The following is a 20,732-nucleotide window of genomic DNA, read 5'->3' on the forward strand; positions in this document are numbered from 1 at the left end:
CACTATCTTTTTTTGTTAAGAGGAAGTGAAAGAGATGATTAGAAAAGATAATAATAAATTCATACATCTTCATGTCCATACCCAATACAGCTTGTTAGATGGTGCATCTAGAGTCAACAAGCTTTTAGACAAGGCTAAAGAGCTTGGTATGGATAGTATAGCTATAACTGACCACGGAGTAATGTATGGGATAGTAGACTTTTATAAAACGGCAGTAAAAAAAGGAGTTAAGCCAATATTAGGATGCGAAGTGTATATATCTAAGGGGAAATATACTGAAAAAGACCCAGTTAGGGATAAAGGTCAATACCATCTCGTGCTTTTGGCAGAAAATAATGAAGGCTATTCAAATCTAATGAAGATAGTATCAGAGGGTTTTATAAATGGATTTTATTATAGACCAAGGGTAGATCATTCTATACTCAAAAAGTATAGTAAAGGCATAATTGCACTAAGCTCTTGTCTTGCAGGAGAAGTTCAGCAATACCTTCTTGAAGATAACTATGATAAAGCTAAAAGAACAGCTTTATTGTATAATGATATTTTTGGACAAGGAAATTTTTACTTAGAGCTACAAGATCATGGTATAAGAGAACAAAAATTAGTTAACCAACAACTGCTAAAGCTAAGCAAAGAGACAGACATTCCTTTAGTGGCTACTAATGATGTTCACTATATAAACAAAGAAGATTCAAAATTTCATGATGTTCTTCTATGTATACAAACAGGAAAAACCCTAGAGGACGAGGAAAGAATGAAATTCCCATCCTCTGAATTTTATCTAAAATCCTATGAAGAAATGAAATCCTTATTTAATGGATTTAATGGTGCTCTAGAGAATACAGTACAAATTGCCGAACGATGCAACGTAGAGCTGGACTTTAATACTCTTCATTTGCCTGGATATACTGCACCTGATGGCTTAACAAACTCAGAATATCTTAGGAAGTTGTGCTACGAAGGATTAAAAATAAAATACAAGGAAATAAAAGAAGAATTAATTGAACGTCTAGAATATGAAATACAGACCATTGAAAATATGGGATATGTAGATTATTTTTTAATTGTTTGGGATTTTATTAAATATGCAAAAGACAACGGAATTATGGTAGGTCCTGGACGAGGCTCTGCTGCAGGAAGCTTAGTATCCTATACCCTGGGGATTATAGACATAGACCCTATCAAATACGGATTGTTATTTGAAAGATTTTTAAATCCTGAAAGAGTGTCTATGCCAGATATAGATATAGATTTTTGCTATGAAAGAAGAGAAGAGGTAATAGATTATGTCATATCTAAATATGGTAGCGATAAGGTAGCCCAGATTGCTACATTCGGTACTATGGCAGCAAGAGCGGCTATTAGAGATGTGGGCAGGGCAATAAACATGTCGTATGGAGAAGTAGATTTTATTGCAAAGCAAATACCTATGGAATTAGGTATAACAATAGATAGGGCTCTTGAAATAAACAAAAAATTAAAAGAATCCTACGATGAAGATGAGGATGTGAAAGAGTTAATAGATCTTGCTAGATCAGTGGAGGGTCTTCCTAGACATACATCAACTCATGCTGCTGGTGTGGTTATATCAAAGCTACCTATAACAGAATACGTACCATTATCAAGGAATAATGACAGTATTACTACACAGTTTACAATGACCGAACTAGAAGAGCTAGGTCTATTAAAGATGGACTTTTTAGGACTTAGAACTCTTACAGTTATTAGGGATGCAGTAAAGCTTATTGAAGATAATCATGGGATCAAGATAGATTTTTCAGATTCAAATTATGATGATCCAGAGATATATAGGATGTTTAGTAAAGGGGAAACCTTAGGAATATTTCAGTTTGAAAGCTCTGGAATGAGACAGTTTTTAAAAGAGTTAAAGCCTACAGGCTTTGAAAATATAGTTGCAGCCAACTCTCTTTATAGACCTGGTCCCATGAATCAGATACCGAGATATATTCAAAACAAAAACAACCCTGATTCTATTAAGTACTTACATTCTAAGCTGGAGCCTATACTAGATGTTACTTATGGCTGTATGGTTTATCAGGAGCAGGTAATGCAGATTGTAAGAGATATAGGCGGCTTCTCCATGGGGCGTTCTGACTTAGTTAGAAGAGCTATGGGAAAGAAAAAAATGGATGTAATGGAGGAAGAAAGAAAGCATTTCATATATGGAAAGAAAAATGAAAAAGGTGAGATGGAAATTACAGGAGCCATAAGGAACGGAGTAGATGAGGAGACTGCCAATAAAATATATGATGAAATGATTGACTTTGCTAATTATGCATTTAACAAATCACATTCTGCTGCATATGCTGTAGTTGCATATGAAACAGCTTGGCTTAAGCACTATTATCCTGTTGAGTTTATGGCTGCACTTATTACAAGTATAATGGGGAATACTACATCGGTTTCATTATATATTCAGGAGTGTAAAAGGCTGGGAATTAGAATACTTCCGCCAGATATTAATGAAAGCCACTCTAAATTTACAGTTTCTCATAAAGCTATTAGATTTGGTCTTGCTGCAATTAAGAATGTAGGAGCAGCTGCAATAGATTCTATTGTAAAAACAAGAGAGAAAAGTGGGAAATTCAGCAGCTTTATAGACTTTTGTCAAAGAGTGGACTTAAATGTTATCAACAAAAGAATGATTGAGAGTATGATTAAATGTGGTGCATTTGACTCTTTAGGGGGGAATAGGGCACAGCTTTTAGCCATATATGAGAGGATATTGGAAGGTATTAATCAAGATAGAAAAAGAAATGTAGAAGGACAATTTTCACTATTTGAATCCCTTAGCCCAGAAAGCAATCCAGATTTAAGTATCCATATACTACCAAACATAAATGAGTTTCCAGAAAGAACTTTATTGTCTATGGAAAAAGAAATGACAGGAGTCTACATCAGCGGGCATCCCCTATCTTCTTATGCTGAAGAACTTAGAAAAATTTCTAAAATAACTAGCGCAGATATTGTTGAAGGAATGGAAAGCATTGAAATAGACAAAGACACTATTAGAGACGGCAAAATGGTTACTATTGGTGGAATCATAGTAAAGAAACAAAATAAGATTACAAAAAATAATAATATGATGGCATTTGCAACTCTTGAAGATTTATTTGGAACCATAGAGCTTATTATTTTTCCTGCAACCTTTGATAAGTATAATAAACTAATATATGAAGACAGCATTGTCGTAATTGATGGAAGACTTAGCATAAATGAAGAGGAGGAACCAAAGATAATAGTTGAAACAATAAGACCTCTTTCTAAATTTAAAAAAGAAAAGCTCTATATTAAAATACCAAAGGATAAGCCATTAGAATATCTTGAACAGATAAAAGAGGTATTATCTCAACACAATGGGCAGATGCCTGTTTATGTCTATTTAGAGAAGAAAAAAAGCACCATAATGGCAGATAGAGATTATTGGGTAAATGCAAATGAAGACCTTCTTAATATACTTGAAAAGATGCTTGGAAAAGATTGCATAAAAGTATGTTGATATTGTTAAACATGGTAAAATCATAGTGGAATATTTTATTTTTGTGGTATAATATGTTTATAGTATATATTCATAATAACATTCATTGAAATAGCTTATTAAATTGAAGCTTTGGAGGTAATAAAATGTGGACAGCAGTATATATGGCAGAAGGTGTTGAAGCGGCTAAAGAAATAGAGAGAAAACTACAAGCAGAAGGTTTTTTAGTTAAAGTGAAACCCTTTTCCAAAGAAGGAGACAGTATACTATATAAAATATTAGTACCAGAGTTTGAGGCAGACGATGTACAAGTAGTGCTTATAGATTTAGGATACTGAGCATCCACCCTATATTTTTTAGAATAATTGTAGTGATTCGATTAAACTGGGACATTATTAGGCCAGGCAGGATTATGAAGAAGGAGGTCATTTGATGAACACAATAGGGGTGTTGACAAGTGGAGGCGATGCACCTGGAATGAATGCTGCCATAAGGGCAGTTGTAAGAACTAGTATATATAATAATTTGAGAATTATGGGAATTAAGCAAGGATATAATGGATTGATAAATGGGAATATATATGAAATGAATATTTCTTCAGTTGCAGACATTATCCACAGAGGAGGCACTATGCTAAAGACAGCCAGATGTGATGAGTTTACAACTGAAGCAGGCAGAGAAAAAGCTATGACAGTGTTGAAGGTATTTGGAATAGATGGCTTAGTTGTCATAGGTGGCAATGGATCTCTTAAGGGAGCTAGAGAGCTATCAAAATTAGGCTTCCCGACTATAGGAATCCCTGGAACTATAGATAATGATTTGGGTTATACAGATTTCACTATTGGTTTTGATACGGCAATAAACACAGTAATAGATGCTATTGGTAAAATAAGGGACACTTCAACCTCACATGGTAGGGCAAATATAATAGAGGTTATGGGTAGACATTGTGGAGATATTGCTCTTTATTCAGGGTTAGCAGGTGGTGCTGAAAGTATAATAGTACCCGAGGAGGGATTTCATATAGAGGAAGTTTGTAAAAGACTTATTCAAAGTAAAAATAGAGGAAAGTTACATAGTATAATCCTTCTTGCAGAAGGTGTAGGTAATATAGGAAATGCATATGAGCTTGGAGACGAAATACAAAAGTATACCGATATAGATACTAGAGTTACTATATTAGGTCATCTTCAGAGAGGTGGAAGTCCCACTGCCTTTGATAGAATAATAGCTAGCAAAATGGGGGCTAAAGCAGTAGAGATTCTTATGGAAGGAAAAACTTCAAGGGCCCTAGGAATTAAAAGTAATAAAGTATTTGATATGGACATAGAGGAAGCACTTTCAGTAGAGAATAAATTTGATACGGAAACTTATGAATTAACTAAAATTTTATCTATATAGGGGTGAGGGAATATGAAAAAAACTAAAATTGTATGTACAATAGGACCAGCATCGGAAAGCGAAGGGGTATTTGAAAAATTAGTATTAAATGGTTTGAATGTAGCTAGATTAAACTTTTCTCATGGAACCCATGAGGAGCATAAGAAAAGAATAGATGTTATTAAAAAAGTAAGAGAAAACCTTGATATTCCTGTAGCCATTATGTTAGATACTAAAGGACCTGAAATAAGAACAGGAGATTTTAAAGACGGTACAGTCGAACTTGTTGAAGGTCAAGAGTTTACCTTAACTACTAGAGATGTTCTTGGAGACGACAAAATATGCAGCATTACATATGAAGGCTTACCTAATGATGTTAAACCAGGAGATGTTATATTAATTGATGATGGACTTATTGAATTAAATGTTATAGATGTAATTAATAATTCTGATATAAGGTGCAAGGTTATTAACCCAGGACCTATTAAAAATCATAAGGGTGTAAATGTACCTGGGATTAAGATAAACTTGCCAGCAGTAACGAAAAAAGATATAGATGATATAATATTTGGCATTAAAAATGAAATTGATTTTATAGCTGCTTCTTTTATTAGAAAGGCTTCAGACGTTATTGAAATAAGAAGAGTATTGGAAGAACACGCAGCTAATAATATTCAGATAATATCTAAAATAGAAAACCAAGAAGGCGTAGATAATATAGACGAGATAATACAGGTTTCAGATGGAATAATGGTAGCTAGGGGAGACCTTGGAGTAGAGATACCAACTGAAGAGATACCACTTGTTCAAAAATCAATTATTAAAAAATGTAATGAAGAAGGTAAGCCCGTAATCACTGCTACCCAGATGCTAGATTCAATGATGAGAAATCCAAGACCTACAAGAGCAGAGGTTACAGATGTTGCAAATGCAATATTAGATGGTACAGATGCCATTATGCTTTCAGGAGAAACAGCTGCTGGGAAATACCCATTAGAGGCTGTTAAGACGATGGCCAATATTGCTCTTAGAACAGAGCATTCACTTGATTACAAAGAGATGATTCGCAACAAATCAATTGGAAGAGATATTACTGTAACTAATGCAATTAGTCATGCTACTTGCTCTACAGCTCAGGATTTAGGCGCTGCAGCAATAGTAACAGCTACATCATCTGGCTATACGGCAAAGGCAGTTTCTAAATTTAGACCTGCTGCTCCAATTGTTGCAGTAACCCCTAAAAAGGATGTTATGAGAAAGCTTATGCTAGTATGGGGCGTATATGCAATATTATCTAGTAGCGTTGATTCAACTGATGAGGTAATAGATTCATCTGTAGAAAGTGCTATTAAAAAAGGTTATATAAAACAAGGAGATTTAATTGTAATTACTGCAGGAATACCAGTAGGAGTAGCTGGAAGTACAAACCTAATTAAGGTGCATATAGTGGGAGAAATCTTGATTAAAGGTACTGGAATAGGAAACACTTCTGCAAAGGGTAAAATTTGTATAGTGAATAATATAAATGACCTAGAAAGCAAGTTTAAAGCTGGAGATATACTTGTGGCAGTAGATACAGATAGAGATATGGTAGCATATATGGAAAAAGCGGCTGCTATAATAACAGAGCATGGTGGGCTTACATCTCATGCTGCGATTGTAGGATTGAATATTGGTAAGCCAGTAATAGTAGGTGCAGCTGATGCTACTACAATACTTAAAGATGGAGAATTAGTTACTATAGATAGCATTAGAGGACTTGTATATAGAGGAGAGACTACTGTCCTATAATAAATATATCTACAATAATAGAATATAAATATTTTAAAATCCTTTGCTAAGCTAAAAGATGCAAACAACACTTGCCATCTAAGCTTTAGCAAAGGATTTATTTATAATAAATAGGGAGCTAGGTATATAAAGCTAAATACTGCAGAGTAATATTGCCTTTTATTTATTTTCTTAAATTGCTATAATTATATATAGCTGACGTATAAAAGAAGGAGAGATATTATGACAAATGAAACAATTATTAGAGCTAGATATGCTGAAACTGACCAAATGGGAATAATATACCACGCAAATTACTTTATATGGTTTGAAATAGGAAGAACAGAATTTTTTAGACAGCTTTCTATGGATTATAAAGAGTTAGAGGAAAAAGATATATTGCTTCCTGTCATAGATGTAGGCTGCAAATATGTTCAATCTGCAAAATATGATGATGAAGTTATAATTAGAACAAAGCTTTCTACATTAAAAGGAGTAAGGGTAACATTTGAGTATGAGGTAATAAGGAAAGAAGATAATGAATTATTAGCAAAAGGCTATACTATACATGCCTTTGTAACAAAAGAGCTTAAGCCAGCAAATCTAAGAAAAAAGCTACCAGAAGTTTGGGAGGCACTGGAAGGAAGTATTGAAAAATAAGTAGTAAATTTAAAAACAATTATTATCTAAAAAGAGGTGAAAAGGTTGATAAAAAGGTTACTAGGAAGGACAGGCTTAGAAATATCTATAATTGGTTTTGGAGGCATACCTATACAAAGATTAGATAAAGAATCTGCAGTAATTTTAATAGAAGAGCTTTATAAGCAAGGAATAAACTTTATCGATACAGCCAGAGGCTATACAACAAGCGAAGAGCTTATCGGACATGGACTTAAGAAGATAGGAAGGGATAAATTTATATTAGCAACTAAATCTATGTCTAGGGATTACGAAAGTATGAAAAGAGATATACAAATAAGTCTAAATAATTTAAAGACTGATTATATTGAGCTTTATCAAGTACATAATGTAAGAACAGAAGAAGAGTATAGCAAGATTTTGAGTGAAGATGGAGCTTTAAAAGCACTTTTAGAAGCAAAAGAAAAAGGAAGCATCAAACACATTGGTATAACTAGCCATGATTTAAATATTATAGAAAAGGGAGCAGAGTCAGGACATTTTTCTACAATTCAATTTCCATATAATCCTGTAGAAAGACAAGCAGAGGAGTTGTTTAAAAGAGCAAAGGAGCTAGGACTTGGTGTAATAGTTATGAAGCCATTAGCCGGAGGAGCTATTATTAATAAAGAGCTTTCATTAAGATTTGTTTTAGAAAATAATAATATTTCGGTTGCAATACCAGGAATGGATAGCGTTGAGCAAATTATAACCAATAGTAAGCTAGGAATAGAATATAGAAGCCTTAATGATGAAGAAAGGGCTATTATTTTATCAGAAGCTAAGGAGTTAGGATCAGAATTCTGCAGAAGATGTGGATACTGTGCTCCATGTCCACAAAGAATAGACATTCCTGTTCAATTTCTAATGGAAGGGTATTATACAAGATATAACTTAAAGGATTGGGCAAAGGAAAGATATTTGTCTATGGAAAATAAAGCAGTAGACTGTATAGAATGTGGAATATGCGAAACAAGATGTCCTTATGATTTGCCTATAAGAAGGATGCTTAAAAAAGTAGCATATAATTTAGGATAATTATGTATAAATTGGACTAGTATAGTCAATAATTCATAGTATTAAGTGAAATAATAAGGGTATACTGGTTCTATTGTTTGGTGCATCCATTGGATGCACCAATTTTTTTGAAAAGAAAACTATTAGTATACTGCCTTTGAGAGGATTCATACCTGATTAATTAACAAAAATTAGGGTAAAAGAAAATAAGACATATTTTTTTACATAAGTGCTTGAGAAATATATTAACTGACTAGATTTGGAGGGAAAATCATGAATGTTACAAATGTAACTAATGACATTTATCAGCTTTCGGTAAATGTAGAAGATATATTGTTTGAAGGTCTATGGGAAATCCCAAATGGAGTTTCATTAAATTCTTATATAATTAAAGGGGAAAAAACTGCAATCGTAGATGGTGTCTGTGGATGGGATGGAGTGCCTGAAAGCTTATTTGCATTATTAGATAAGCTAAATATTGCACCTGAATCTATAGAGTATCTTATAATAAACCATATGGAGCCTGACCATTCAGGATGGATTGAAGATTTTAAAAAGATAAACTCTAATTTTAAAGTTGTATGCAGTAAAAAATCAGCAGAATTATTAGAAGCCTTTTATGGACATACGGAAAATATAATACATGTTACAGATAAGGATACATTAGATTTAGGGAAAGGCCATATTTTGAAATTTGTAGAAATACCTAATGTACATTGGCCAGATACAATAGCTACCTTCGATACATTAACAGGAACTTTATTTTCCTGCGATGCCTTTGGATCCTTTGGAAGAGCTACAAGCTCTAACTACGATGATATGCTCAGCAAAGAGGAAATAGATTTTTATGAAAAGGAGGCGGTAAGATATTATTCAAATATTGTAGCAGCCTTTTCTATGCCTGTTAAAAAAGCTATCCAAAAGTGTTCTGATTTGCCTATTAAAATTGTTGCACCTGGTCACGGAATTGTATGGAGGAAAAACCCTAATAAAATCATAGAAGATTACTCTAGGTATGCATCATATCAAAAAGGACCTGCACAAGAAGAAATAACTATTATCTGGGGCTCTATGTATGGTATGACAGAAAAAGCAGTTCAACATGCTATTGATGTATTAGAAAAGGAAAAAATAAAAGTTCATGTCCATAGAGTACCAGAAACATCTTGGGGAACAATTTTAGCATCTGCTTGGACCTCAACAGGAATAATTCTTGCTATGCCAACCTATGAATATAAAATGTTTCCACCACTAGCAGCAGTATTAGAAGAGCTAGGAAAGAAAAAGGTGCAAAACAGAAAAGCATTTAGATTCGGCTCCTATGGTTGGTCAGGTGGGGCGCAGAAAGAATTAGATGAAATTATAAGTAAATACTGCATGAACTGGGACTTCCTAGAACCTGTAGAGTTTAAAGGAAGGCCAGAACCAAAAGACTTGGAATTAATTACAGAAAAGCTTAGGACTTTAGTAGGTGAAGTAAGAGAATTGACAAATGAATAATAAAGTTTTAAAAAAGCATAAGCAGTTTAGCTTATGCTTGTGCTTTTTATAACGAACAAGAAAGTACTGCTTACTATTTAATGATAATTTAATTTTGTTACTTCCAAATATAAAAAGAAAACTAAGTATGTTAATATTTTTAATAATATTACCAATAATAATTATAATTACAGTTTAAATGCAATTATTTATTATATAATATTAACAAATATAAAGAGGAGGGAACAAAATGCCTGATAATAATAACGAAAAAAAAGGAGTATTAAATTCACTAGAAAGACTAGGAAACAGATTGCCACACCCTATTTATATTTTTATGATAATGGCACTAATCGTTGTAATAATTTCGGCCCTAGCTGCTGGAACAAAGATGATTCATCCTGGAACCGGCAATGAGGAGGTCGTTAAAAGTCTTATTTCAAGAGAAGGTATAATCTGGATATTGGATAATGTTGTAAAAAACTTTACTAAATTCCCTCCGCTGGGAATGGTTTTAGTCATGATGATAGGCTTGGGATTAGCAGAAGAAGCAGGTTTATTAAGAACATTACTTAGAAAAGTAATCGTAGGGGCACCTAAGACCTTAGTAACCTTCATAATCGTATTTGCTGGTATTATGGGTAATATTGCTGGCAGTGCTACTTTTGTAGTTATTCCTCCCCTTGGTGGGCTAATCTTTAAAACTTTAAAAAGACATCCTATAGCAGGTATAGCTGCTGGATTTTCTGGTGTTGCTGCAGGACTAAGTGCAAATCTTTTAATCACTCCCACAGATATTCTATCTGCAGGAATAACAGAAAAAGCTGCTCAAATAATAAACCCTGAGATTTTAGTTCATCCAGCAGTTAACTGGTATTTTATGATTGCATCTACAATAGTGCTATCATTAGTAGGTGTATTTGTAACTGAAAGAATAGTTGAGCCTAGACTTGGAGCATATGATGCTCAATATGCAGGTGATGCAGATTATGCAGATGAAGAAGGATTAATGCTTATTACAGCAGATGAGAGAAAAGGATTGAAAAACGCTGGGATAATTTCCTTATTATATTTTATCTTAATAGCCTTATTGGTTATTCCTAGAAATGGTTTACTCAGAGAGCCTGTTACTGGAACTATCGTTCCTTCTCCATTTATATCATCTATGATACCTATTCTTCTCGTTTGGTTTATACTTGCTGCTTTAGCATATGGGATTGGTGCAAAATCAATAAGAAATTCTAATGATGTTGTAAAATACATGACTGATGCTATGAAATCCTTTGCTGGATTTATTGTATTATGCTTCTTTGCAGCTCAATTTGTAGAATTTTTTGCTTACACTAATTTAGGGCTATTATTAGCTGTAAATGGAGCAGGATTCCTTAAATCAAGTGGTTTTGTCGGAATTCCATTAGCTATTGTATTTATTATTTTTGTTTCACTGATTAACTTTTTAATAGGCAGTTCATCAGCTAAATGGGCATTACTTGCACCTATATTTGTTCCAATGTTTATGCAGGTGGGATTTTCACCGGCTTATACACAAGCAGCATATCGTATTGCTGACTCAGTAACAAACTGTATATCACCACTTGAGCCTTTCTTACCATTCATAATAATTTGTGCTCAACGCTTTGATAAAAGATCAGGCTTAGGTACAGTAATTTCTACAATGATTCCATATGCGTTAGTTTATCTTGCAGCTTGGACATTGTTGTTAGTGTTATGGTCATTATTAAATATACCATTAGGGCCAGGAGCATTTATGAACTTATAGTACAATAATAGGAGGTTTATCATGGAATTAAGAGAAAAAGAGAGATTAAAAGAAGAAATAATTAGAGAAATTGAAAATAATCGTGAAGAATTAATAAAAACAACTAAATATATATGGAACAATCCTGAAATAGGATACCAAGAGCATAAGGCAAAGGAAATCCTTGTTAATGTGCTAGAGAAAGCAGGATTTCAGATACAAAGAGAAGTAGGCAATGTAGCTACGGCATTTGTTGCTGTTAAAAATGGTAAAGGAAAAGGACCAAGAGTTGCCATAATGTCAGAATATGACGCTTTACCTGGAATAGGTCATGCATGTGGACATAACTTATTTTCAGTATCGGCCATTGGAGCGGCATTGGGAATATCAAAGGTAATAGAAGAGTTAGACGGTAGTGTGGTTGTTATAGGAACGCCAGCAGAAGAAGGTACCGTACCTAATGCAGGAGGAAAAGCAGTACTTATTGAAGAGGGAGTTTTTGATAACATAGATGCGGCAATGATATGCCACGCAGAAGGAAGAACAATAGTAGAACGTTTGTTGGTTGCAGCTGCATCAATAGAAGTTGTATTTACTGGGAGGGCAGCACATGCTGGCGGATCTCCTCATGAAGGGATTAATGCATTAACTGCAGGCTTGTTAACTATAAACAACATAAATGCTATACGTCAACACTTTCTCCCAAGGGTAATTGTTAATCCAATTATTTCAGAAGGTGGAATTACAGCAAATACTATTCCAGATAAATGTCTTTTAAAGCTTAGTATTAGAGCTGATAAAAGAAATGTATTGTCAGCGGTAATGGATAAGGTAGAGAACTGTATAAAGGCAGCAGCTTTAGTTACAGATTGTAAATATGAAATAATAATGGATAAAAAGATATATGAAGATTTAATTCCTAACCATGAATTATCATTATCCTTTAGAGAGGCCTTGGAAAACTTAGGCGTAGATTATATAGAAAGGGAAGAAGCAAATTATGCATGGGATGCAGGAAATGTTAGCTATGTATGCCCTACAATTGCTCCATATATTAAAATTGGTAACGAAAACCTTGTAGGGCATACAGAGGAATTTAAAGAAGCCAGCAACTCTGAAACAGGATTTGAAGGCATGATTATAGGTGCTAAAGCTATGGCACTTACTGCATTTGATTATTTGACATCTCCAGATTTAAGAGAAAGAGCACAGGAAGAATTTCAAAAAAAAATAGCAGGAGAATAGTTAGGATATAAAAGTAATTTAAAACAGCAGGCTCGATTGAACTATAAGCCTGCTGTTTTCATTTAAATTTAGTTTTCTGGATTCAAGAATAGGGGTCTTGGCATTTCATAAGATAAATCAAGGCTTGCAAAATTATTTATAACTTCTCCATTGATTAGGATTTTTACTTTATCTACCTCTTTTAAGCTTGTAAAGGAAAACAATATAGAGTCAAGCATCATTCTATTTAAATTGTTATCATCCTCATATGCACTTAAAAAGCTATCATCAAAGTTTAATATCAAAACATTATTTTCCAATCTTGAGTTTAAAAGCTTAATTTCTGAAGGAATAGTGGAAGATAAATATTCATAGCTACTGTTTTGTAAGGACTGGAATATTGAGCTAATCTTTTTTTCAATTGTCATGTCTTCAGCTATGTTATCTACATCACATTCTATTAAGAAATATCTGTTTGGTGAAGCATATGCTAAAAAGGCTTTATTTTCACTATTTATTGTAAAAGATTTAGTAATATCCTTATCATTAAAAAAGGTACTAGCTCTGTTATAATCAACTAAAAATCTTACATTTTCAACACCGGGATAATTTGCATAGGACTTTATAAGTGAATTCATTGAGGCTTCGCTTCTCTCACCACCATTAGTATATAAGCCTTCATTTGATGGCAAATCTACATATAAAGTAGTACCCTTCAATGAAACATAGTTATAGCTTCCCACTATTGGGTTCATATTTAGACCCAATTCTAAGGAAGGTCCTTTTTTAAGCTCATCTATTATTGAGGTCAAAGGCTTTTGAGTATAATTAATGAAGCGTGTAATACCTATTAATTGCTTAACAAGATTTTGATTATCCATAAAGTAAAGATTTAGAGCCGTTTTACCATCAGGGATATTACTAACAGCAGGAAAATAAGGAACATTACTTAAATATTTTATGTTAAAAATTAAAGGGTTTATGTTGTATAAGTTATTATTAATATTAGGCATTATTTCAATTTTGTATTCTCCATTAGGTAGCTCTAGCTCTTCTTGAGAGAGATTGATGTTCACGCTATAAGGAGTATCCTTAGTGAACTCTACCTGTGTAGAACCATGATTATATATATTATGTACTTTATATAGAGCTTCATTTTTAAATATTTTTAACGAGAATTGGTATTCTTCATTGAAATCTAAAACAAAGCTTTCATCTGATTTATATTTTATATAAATATCATTAGGATTTAACAAGGATTCACCATAATCACTTGAAGCTAATAAGGTTATCTGTTCATTATTGCTACTATGAACAATACTACTTTCATCTAGGATAGGACTATAAAGCACTGAAATGCCCATTGCAACAATACATACGGTTAATATTATCAGTAGATTATATAAAGACTTAAACATATGCTCATCTCCTCTCAAACTTGTCAGATGTTTACAATACTATTCTATATCAAAAACAGGAAAAAATAAACATATAAAACTCGTGAAAAAGTTGAAAAATATAATAAACTCAAATAATATATATATAATAATGTTAGAATTAAGATTACAAGTACATTTAGGGAGAGATAATATGGATATTTCGATAAAAAAAGAAGACATTGTAAAAGGTAAAATAATAGATATTAGTCATGATGGAAAGGGGATATTAAAGCCTTGGGGATACACTGTTTTTACTCAAGGAGGCATAATAGGTGATGAGGTATCTGTAAAGATAATTGAGACAAAAAAGAACTATGCTATTGGGAAAACCATGGCTATAGATGAGCCCTCAAAGCACAGAGTAGAACCAATGTGTAAGATTTCAAATATATGTGGAGGATGTCAGCTCCAAGAGCTTGATTATGGTACTCAGCTCCAGATTAAGACAAATAAAGTTAAAAATGACCTAGTGAAAATAGGTGGACTAGATGATGTTATTATTCATGATACTATCGGAATGAAGGAACCATATAGGTATAGAAATAAAGTACAGATTCCAGTAGGAAGAGAAAAAGGAGAGACTGTAATTGGCTTTTATAAGAAAGGAAGCCATGTTATTGCAAATACAAATACTTGTATTATACAGCATGAAATAGCTGATAAAGCAATAGAAGCAGTAAGAAAGTATATGAAAGAATTTAATATTGAGCCATATGATGCTAAAACAGGCCAAGGTCACATAAGGCACATTATTGTTAAAACCTCATTTGAAACTAAGGATACAATGGTTATTATAGTTACAAATAAAGAGCACTTACCTAATAAAAACCAGCTTTTAGACAGACTAAAAAGAGCAATACCAGAGCTTAAAAGCTTAATCCATAACATTAATAATAAAAAAACAAATATAGTAATGGGAATAAAGACAAGAGTTATATACGGAGAAGACCATATTATTGATTACATAGGGGATTTAAAATTTAAAATATCAGGAGAATCATTTTTTCAGGTAAATCCTGTACAAACAGAGGTGCTCTATAAAAAGGCATTAGAATATGCAGGGTTAAAGGGTGATGAAATAGTATTTGATATATATTGTGGCATAGGTACTATTTCACTACTGCTAGCACAAAAATCTAAAAAGGTTTACGGTATAGAGTCAGTAAAAGAAGCAATTGTAGATGCAAAAGAAAATGCAAGGATAAATGGAATAAATAATGTAGAGTTCCATTGTGGAAATGCAGAAGAGGTGTTTCCAGAGCTATACTCTAAAGGCATAAAAGCAGATGTGGTTGTGGTAGACCCTCCTAGAAAGGGCTGTGATACATCTGTGTTAGATACTATTATAAAAATGCAACCAGAAAAAGTAGTCTATGTATCCTGCAATCCCTCAACTTTAGCTAGGGATTTAAAGTATTTAAGCCAGAACGGATTTAAGGTGCTAGAGGTACAACCAGTTGATATGTTCCCGCAGGGGGTACACGTTGAGAGTGTTTGTAAATTAGTAAAGGAGCTGTTCTAATATAAAATCTTGCTTTTTATAATCAAAACTAGCTTCTATTAAAAAATCCTTTTTTCTCTAAGAATTTATAATAATAAATATAATATAGATATAAAGGTTGCATAGGTAGATATGAGTATATGGAGAATAATTTATTAGGAATTTGTAAAACAAATAGATATCCAAACATAATTATGCTATAATAAAGTCATAATATTAATAAGGAGACGATATTATGATAGAAATAAGGCCAATTAAGGATTTAAGGGATACAACTGAAATATCAAAACTTTGTGAAGAAAGTAAAGAACCTATCTATATTACAAAAAATGGTTATGGACACCTAGTTGTTATGAGTATGGAAACTTATAAAGATAAATTAGCAAAAGCAGATTTATATGAAAAGTTAGCAGAGGCAGAGAATCAAATAAAAAATGGAGAAAAGCTTTTAGATGCTGAAGCAGTATTTGAAAGTTTAAAAGATAGGTATGGCAAATAATTATACTATTAAGATGACCCCAAAAGCCGCAGATGATCTAGATAATATTTATAGATATATATCAGAAGAACTATTTGCTACGTCTGCAGCTACTAATATTCTAGAAAGAATAGAAAAAGAAATTATGAGACTAAAAGAATTTCCTTTTTCATGCAATCATGTGGCTGATGAATACCTAAGAAATAAGGGTTATAGAAAATTAATAGTTGATAATTATATTGTGTTTTATTTAATTGAGGAAGAAAAGGATCAAGTTATTATCATGCGAGTTCTGTATGGAAAACAAAAATATGAGAATTTACTTTAGATACACCCATAACTTGGGTGTATTTAATTTGAATATAAGTGGTTATAAAGAAATGTAGCCACACATATTAACGTAAATGTTGAATTTGGTGAGGGTGACGGAAAGATTCGGGTGGATTAAATAGTTCAGAAAGCCGGAGATTGCAAACCAAGCGAAAGAGTTACCTATAAAATGATATAAGAGTATAATAGAAAGTAAATATGGATTTAAAGTATATACGGATTATATTGCAAAAGTGAAAAGAGACTTTGGATTGTCCTATTTATATACTAGTACTAATATAAATGTATTTACAATATTAAATTATGGGTATACAGTGTACAAAATGTATTATATTAAATTTTATTTCTTAAGTAATTTAGATTAAAGTGGGAAAGATAGTAATAAAGGAGTGTTATTTATGAAAAGCGTGATTGTAAAAAAACCAGGAGGTTATGAGCAACTTGAGGTTGTTGATATGAATATACCTAAATTAAAAGAAGGAGAATTACTTATAAAAGTACATTGTGCAGCAGTTAATCGTACAGATATTATAACAAGAGAGGGAAAAGTAGGTTATCTTGAAAATCCTATTTTAGGGGTGGAGATTTCAGGGGTAGTTACTGAAATAAGTGGTAAAAGCTCTTTTTCTATAGGAGATAGAGTAATGAGATTAGTTAATGGTGGAGGTTATGCTGAATTCGCTGTAATGCCATCAGATAGAGCTATAAAAGTTCCTGATTCTTTATCATTTGATGAAGCAGCCGCGATTCCGGAAGTGTTCTTAACTGCTTATCAAACATTATTTTGGCTTGGTAAACTTAAAAAAAATGAAACCGTTTTAATTCATGCAGGTGCAAGTGGTGTTGGAACAGCAGCAATTCAATTGGCAAAACATATTAGTGATGCAAAAGTTATTGTTACTGCTGGTTCTAAAAGGAAACTAGATTTTTGTAGGGAACTTGGAGCAGATGTTCTTATAAACTATAAAGAGCAGTCATTTGATGAAGAAGTTTTAAAAGCAACAAATGGTGAAGGTGTAGATTTAATTTTAGATTTTGTTGGAGCTGATTATTGGAATAAAAACTTAGCTAGTATTAAAAAAGAAGGAAGATGGGTTCTTATTGGTATACTAGGTGGAGCAGAGGTGGAAAAAGTAAATTTATTATCAATTATGTCAAAGTGTATTCAATTTACAGGAACTTTATTAACTCCAAGAAGTAATGAATATAAAGCGCTTTTAACGAAAGAGTTTTCTGAAAACATAATACCATACTTTGAAAATAAAAAAATAAAACCTATTATTGATACTAAGTTTTCTTTAGAGGATATTGGAAAGGCGCATTTGCATATGGAAGGTAGTCATAATATAGGAAAGATTATTATTAATGTGTGTGAGTAATAGATAATACAGCTAGTTAGTATAACTTAGCTTTAGAAAAGAATAGAATAGATTACTGATAGGGAAGCATGATTTAGATATAGAAGTTTGAATCATAATAGATATAATAAACCTATTACTTGTATTATCATACAGGTAATAGGCTTTATTTTTACTTTGATAAAACTAAAGTTGGATTCTAAAGTTATGAAAAATCATAAATGTATTCTTCCGCCAAGGGGGTACTATCTCCCTACGACATCATTATTGTATCCTCAAGGCACGTGGAGACGGTTGTATCTTTGTCCCACAAAAATGCAGATAGTCATATTCACGTAAACATTGAGTTTGGTGAGGGTGATGGAAAAATTCCAGTGGATAAAATAGCTCAAAAAGCTGAAGATTATAGACCTAGTGAAAGAGTAACCTATAAAATGATACAAGAGTATATAGAAAACAAATATAACTTCAAAGTGCATACAGCTTATATTGCAGAAGTAAAAAGAGATTTAGGATTTCCGATGTATGATGCCCCAAATGCTGTAGAAGAATTAAAGCATGAACGAAAGCATCCAACACCTGAGAAAGTAGAAGCAATTAAAGATGCCTTTAAGTATTTTAAGCTTATCCATTAATTATAATTGAATACGAAAACAAAAAGTTGTTTGTTCTTATTTAGAGAGCAGGCAACTTTTTTATATAGATAAAATTAAATAGTAACATTTTTACAAGGAGTTAGTTTATGTAACTAGCTCTTTTTTTGTACCCAAAATTGAAAGGAGGAAGAAATTTGAATGCAAAAATAATTGCCATTACGAATCAAAAAGGTGGTGTAGGTAAAACAACCACCTGTGCCAACTTAGGTATAGGACTGGCTATGGAAGGGAAAAAGGTTTTGCTTGTAGATGCAGATCCACAAGGTAGTTTATCCATTAGTTTAGGATTCCCACAGCCGGATAAGCTTCCAACAACCATTGCAACAGTAATGGGAAAGGTTATTACAGATACACCTATTGAGCCTAGAGAGGGGATTTTACAACATCATGAGGGAGCGGACTTACTTCCAGCCAACATTGAATTATCTGGTATGGAAGTATCCCTTGTTAATGCTATGAGTAGGGAAACCATACTTAAACAATACCTTGATACGGTAAAGAAAGACTATAATTTTATACTTTTAGATTGTATGCCCTCTTTAGGTATGTTAACCATTAATGCCCTTGCTGCATCGGATAGTGTAATTATCCCTGTACAAGCTGACTATCTACCTGCAAAGGGATTAGAACAGCTTTTACAGACCATTGGGAAGGTACGCAGACAGATAAATCCTAAACTAAAAATTGATGGTATTTTACTGACTATGGTAGATGGGCGTACTAATTTTGCAAAGGACATTAGCACCCTAGTAAGGGAAACTTATGAAGGCAGTATTAAAGTATTTAAAGCAGATATACCCCGCTCAGTAAAGGCTGCTGAAATAAGTGCAGAGGGGAAAAGTATTTTTGCCCATGACCCAAAAGGGAAAGTTGCAGAAGGGTATGGGAATTTAACCAAGGAGGTGTTGAAAATTGAAAAGCTCCGCCAAAAACATAAAGCTGGCATCAGTAGATGATTTGTTTTCCACAGAGGAAAGTAGGGCTGATGAAACAAGAGAAAAGATAATTGAAATCCCTTTAACAGAATTACATCCCTTTAAAGACCACCCATTTAAGGTAATTGACAATGAAGCCATGTTTGACACGGCAGAAAGTGTTAAACAATATGGGGTTTTAGTTCCTGCCATTGCAAGACCCCGTGATGAGGGTGGCTATGAACTTGTGGCAGGACACCGTAGGAAAAGAGCCTGTGAACTTGCAGAACTAGAAACAATGCCTGTCATAGTTCGTAACCTTGACGATGATGCCGCCATTATTATCATGGTTGACAGTAACTTGCAAAGGGAAAATGTACTTCCAAGTGAAAGAGCCTTTGCATATAAAATGAAGTTATCAGCAATGAAAAGGCAGGTGGGTAGACCATCAAAAGAAAATGCGTCCCAAGTTGGGACACAAAAACGTTCTGACCAGTTATTAGCAGAACAAGTGGGAGAAAGTCGTAATCAAGTACAGCGTTATATCCGTCTTACATACCTTATACCAGAAATACTTTCGATGGTAGATGAAAAGAAAATAGCTTTTAATCCTGCTGTGGAACTATCCTTCCTTAAAGATGAGGAACAGGCTGATTTACTTGAAGCTATAGACATGGAACAGGCAACACCTTCACTTTCACAGGCACAGAGATTAAAGAAATTTAGTAATGAGGGGAAGTTAAGCCTTGAAGTTATGAGTGCCATAATGAGTGAGGAAAAGAAGGGAGACTTAGACAAGGTAACCCTTACAGGAGATAAGTTAAAGAGGTATTTTCCAAAGTCATATACACCAAAACAAATGGAAGAAACGATTATTAAATTACTTGAAGGTTGGCATAAAAAACGAACTAGGGATCAGGAAAGATAAACAATATTTAAGCTAGAGATGAGCATAATTAATAAAATTTGACTAGAGAAACTTTAAAATTAAATATCAAATATATACTCATCTGGAACAGACATAAAATAATAGGTTTTGTCTTGAAAATGGAAATTTTAAAAGAAAATAAAACAAAAAGTGCATAGCAAAGCTAAGGTTGGTATTTCTGAATTCTAAAAACCAAAAGAGTAGGCTCTGAAATTACTATGAAGCTTTTTTAAACTTAGTTAAGGACCTAATTTTATCCTTTTGATTATCAGCAATAGCCGCAAGAGCCAAGGATAAAAGTGTAATATGACCTAAAGTATTT

Annotated in this window: 17 protein-coding genes; 16 read left to right on the forward strand and 1 reads right to left on the reverse strand. The window is 33.1% G+C overall.

Annotated elements, in window-relative coordinates; all coding sequences use genetic code 11:
- Positions 1 to 34 precede the first annotated feature (34 nt).
- The 9 genes from BLV37_RS10855 to BLV37_RS10895 all read left to right on the forward strand — a co-directional run bounded on the left by BLV37_RS10855 (position 35) and on the right by BLV37_RS10895 (position 12,827).
- A complete protein-coding gene (locus BLV37_RS10855; protein WP_091731243.1) occupies positions 35 to 3,520 on the forward strand; it encodes a DNA polymerase III subunit alpha in 3,486 nt (1,161 codons plus the stop codon).
- Positions 3,521 to 3,645: 125 nt separating this feature from the next.
- Positions 3,646 to 3,837: a hypothetical protein gene (locus tag BLV37_RS10860; protein WP_091731245.1), complete on the forward strand. Its 192-nt coding sequence runs from the start codon at positions 3,646 to 3,648 to the stop codon at positions 3,835 to 3,837.
- Between the two features lie 94 nt (positions 3,838 to 3,931).
- Positions 3,932 to 4,900 carry a 6-phosphofructokinase gene (pfkA, locus tag BLV37_RS10865; protein ID WP_091731248.1) on the forward strand — a complete coding sequence of 323 codons (969 nt, stop codon included), beginning with the start codon at positions 3,932 to 3,934 and terminating at the stop codon, positions 4,898 to 4,900.
- Between the two features lie 12 nt (positions 4,901 to 4,912).
- A complete protein-coding gene (gene pyk / locus BLV37_RS10870; RefSeq protein ID WP_091731250.1) occupies positions 4,913 to 6,670 on the forward strand; it encodes a pyruvate kinase in 1,758 nt (585 codons plus the stop codon).
- A gap of 222 nt (positions 6,671 to 6,892) precedes the next feature.
- Entirely contained in the window at positions 6,893 to 7,309 is a 417-nt protein-coding gene (locus tag BLV37_RS10875) for an acyl-CoA thioesterase (RefSeq protein ID WP_091731253.1), read from the forward strand.
- 45 nt (positions 7,310 to 7,354) lie between these two features.
- A complete protein-coding gene (locus BLV37_RS10880; RefSeq protein ID WP_091731256.1) occupies positions 7,355 to 8,365 on the forward strand; it encodes an aldo/keto reductase in 1,011 nt (336 codons plus the stop codon).
- Between the two features lie 252 nt (positions 8,366 to 8,617).
- Complete coding sequence (locus BLV37_RS10885) at positions 8,618 to 9,844, forward strand: FprA family A-type flavoprotein (RefSeq protein ID WP_091731259.1); 1,227 nt, start codon at positions 8,618 to 8,620, stop codon at positions 9,842 to 9,844.
- A gap of 229 nt (positions 9,845 to 10,073) precedes the next feature.
- Positions 10,074 to 11,603, forward strand: coding sequence for an AbgT family transporter (locus tag BLV37_RS10890; RefSeq protein ID WP_091731261.1), 1,530 nt, complete (start codon positions 10,074 to 10,076; stop codon positions 11,601 to 11,603).
- A gap of 21 nt (positions 11,604 to 11,624) precedes the next feature.
- Positions 11,625 to 12,827, forward strand: a complete 1,203-nt coding sequence (locus tag BLV37_RS10895) for a M20 family metallopeptidase (RefSeq protein WP_091731264.1) — start codon at positions 11,625 to 11,627, stop codon at positions 12,825 to 12,827.
- 68 nt (positions 12,828 to 12,895) lie between these two features.
- Here the strand turns inward: BLV37_RS10895 and BLV37_RS10900 are convergent, their stop codons facing one another.
- Complete coding sequence (locus tag BLV37_RS10900) at positions 12,896 to 14,224, reverse strand: GerMN domain-containing protein (protein ID WP_091731267.1); 1,329 nt, start codon at positions 14,222 to 14,224, stop codon at positions 12,896 to 12,898.
- Positions 14,225 to 14,396: 172 nt separating this feature from the next.
- On the opposite strand from BLV37_RS10900, the gene rlmD reads away from it, so the two are divergent.
- The 7 genes from rlmD to BLV37_RS10935 all read left to right on the forward strand — a co-directional run bounded on the left by rlmD (position 14,397) and on the right by BLV37_RS10935 (position 20,410).
- A complete protein-coding gene (rlmD, locus tag BLV37_RS10905; protein ID WP_091731269.1) occupies positions 14,397 to 15,767 on the forward strand; it encodes a 23S rRNA (uracil(1939)-C(5))-methyltransferase RlmD in 1,371 nt (456 codons plus the stop codon).
- A 214-nt stretch (positions 15,768 to 15,981) separates the two neighbouring features.
- Entirely contained in the window at positions 15,982 to 16,245 is a 264-nt protein-coding gene (locus BLV37_RS10910; protein ID WP_091731272.1) for a prevent-host-death protein, read from the forward strand.
- A complete protein-coding gene (locus BLV37_RS10915) occupies positions 16,235 to 16,552 on the forward strand; it encodes a type II toxin-antitoxin system RelE/ParE family toxin (RefSeq protein ID WP_091731275.1) in 318 nt (105 codons plus the stop codon). Before BLV37_RS10910 ends, BLV37_RS10915 begins: the two co-directional genes overlap by 11 nt.
- 409 nt (positions 16,553 to 16,961) lie before the next feature.
- The gene (locus BLV37_RS10920) at positions 16,962 to 17,933 is read left to right on the forward strand and encodes an NAD(P)H-quinone oxidoreductase (RefSeq protein WP_244270527.1); all 972 of its coding nucleotides are present in this window, start codon (positions 16,962 to 16,964) and stop codon (positions 17,931 to 17,933) included.
- A gap of 281 nt (positions 17,934 to 18,214) precedes the next feature.
- Positions 18,215 to 18,547, forward strand: a complete 333-nt coding sequence (locus BLV37_RS10925) for an RNA methyltransferase (RefSeq protein ID WP_244270528.1) — start codon at positions 18,215 to 18,217, stop codon at positions 18,545 to 18,547.
- 155 nt (positions 18,548 to 18,702) lie between these two features.
- The gene (locus BLV37_RS10930) at positions 18,703 to 19,524 is read left to right on the forward strand and encodes a ParA family protein (protein WP_091731283.1); all 822 of its coding nucleotides are present in this window, start codon (positions 18,703 to 18,705) and stop codon (positions 19,522 to 19,524) included.
- The gene (locus BLV37_RS10935) at positions 19,481 to 20,410 is read left to right on the forward strand and encodes a ParB/RepB/Spo0J family partition protein (protein WP_091731285.1); all 930 of its coding nucleotides are present in this window, start codon (positions 19,481 to 19,483) and stop codon (positions 20,408 to 20,410) included. Before BLV37_RS10930 ends, BLV37_RS10935 begins: the two co-directional genes overlap by 44 nt.
- Positions 20,411 to 20,732: the final 322 nt, after the last annotated feature.

This window comes from Proteiniborus ethanoligenes, assembly GCF_900107485.1.
Lineage (GTDB): Bacteria > Bacillota > Clostridia > Tissierellales > Proteiniboraceae > Proteiniborus > Proteiniborus ethanoligenes.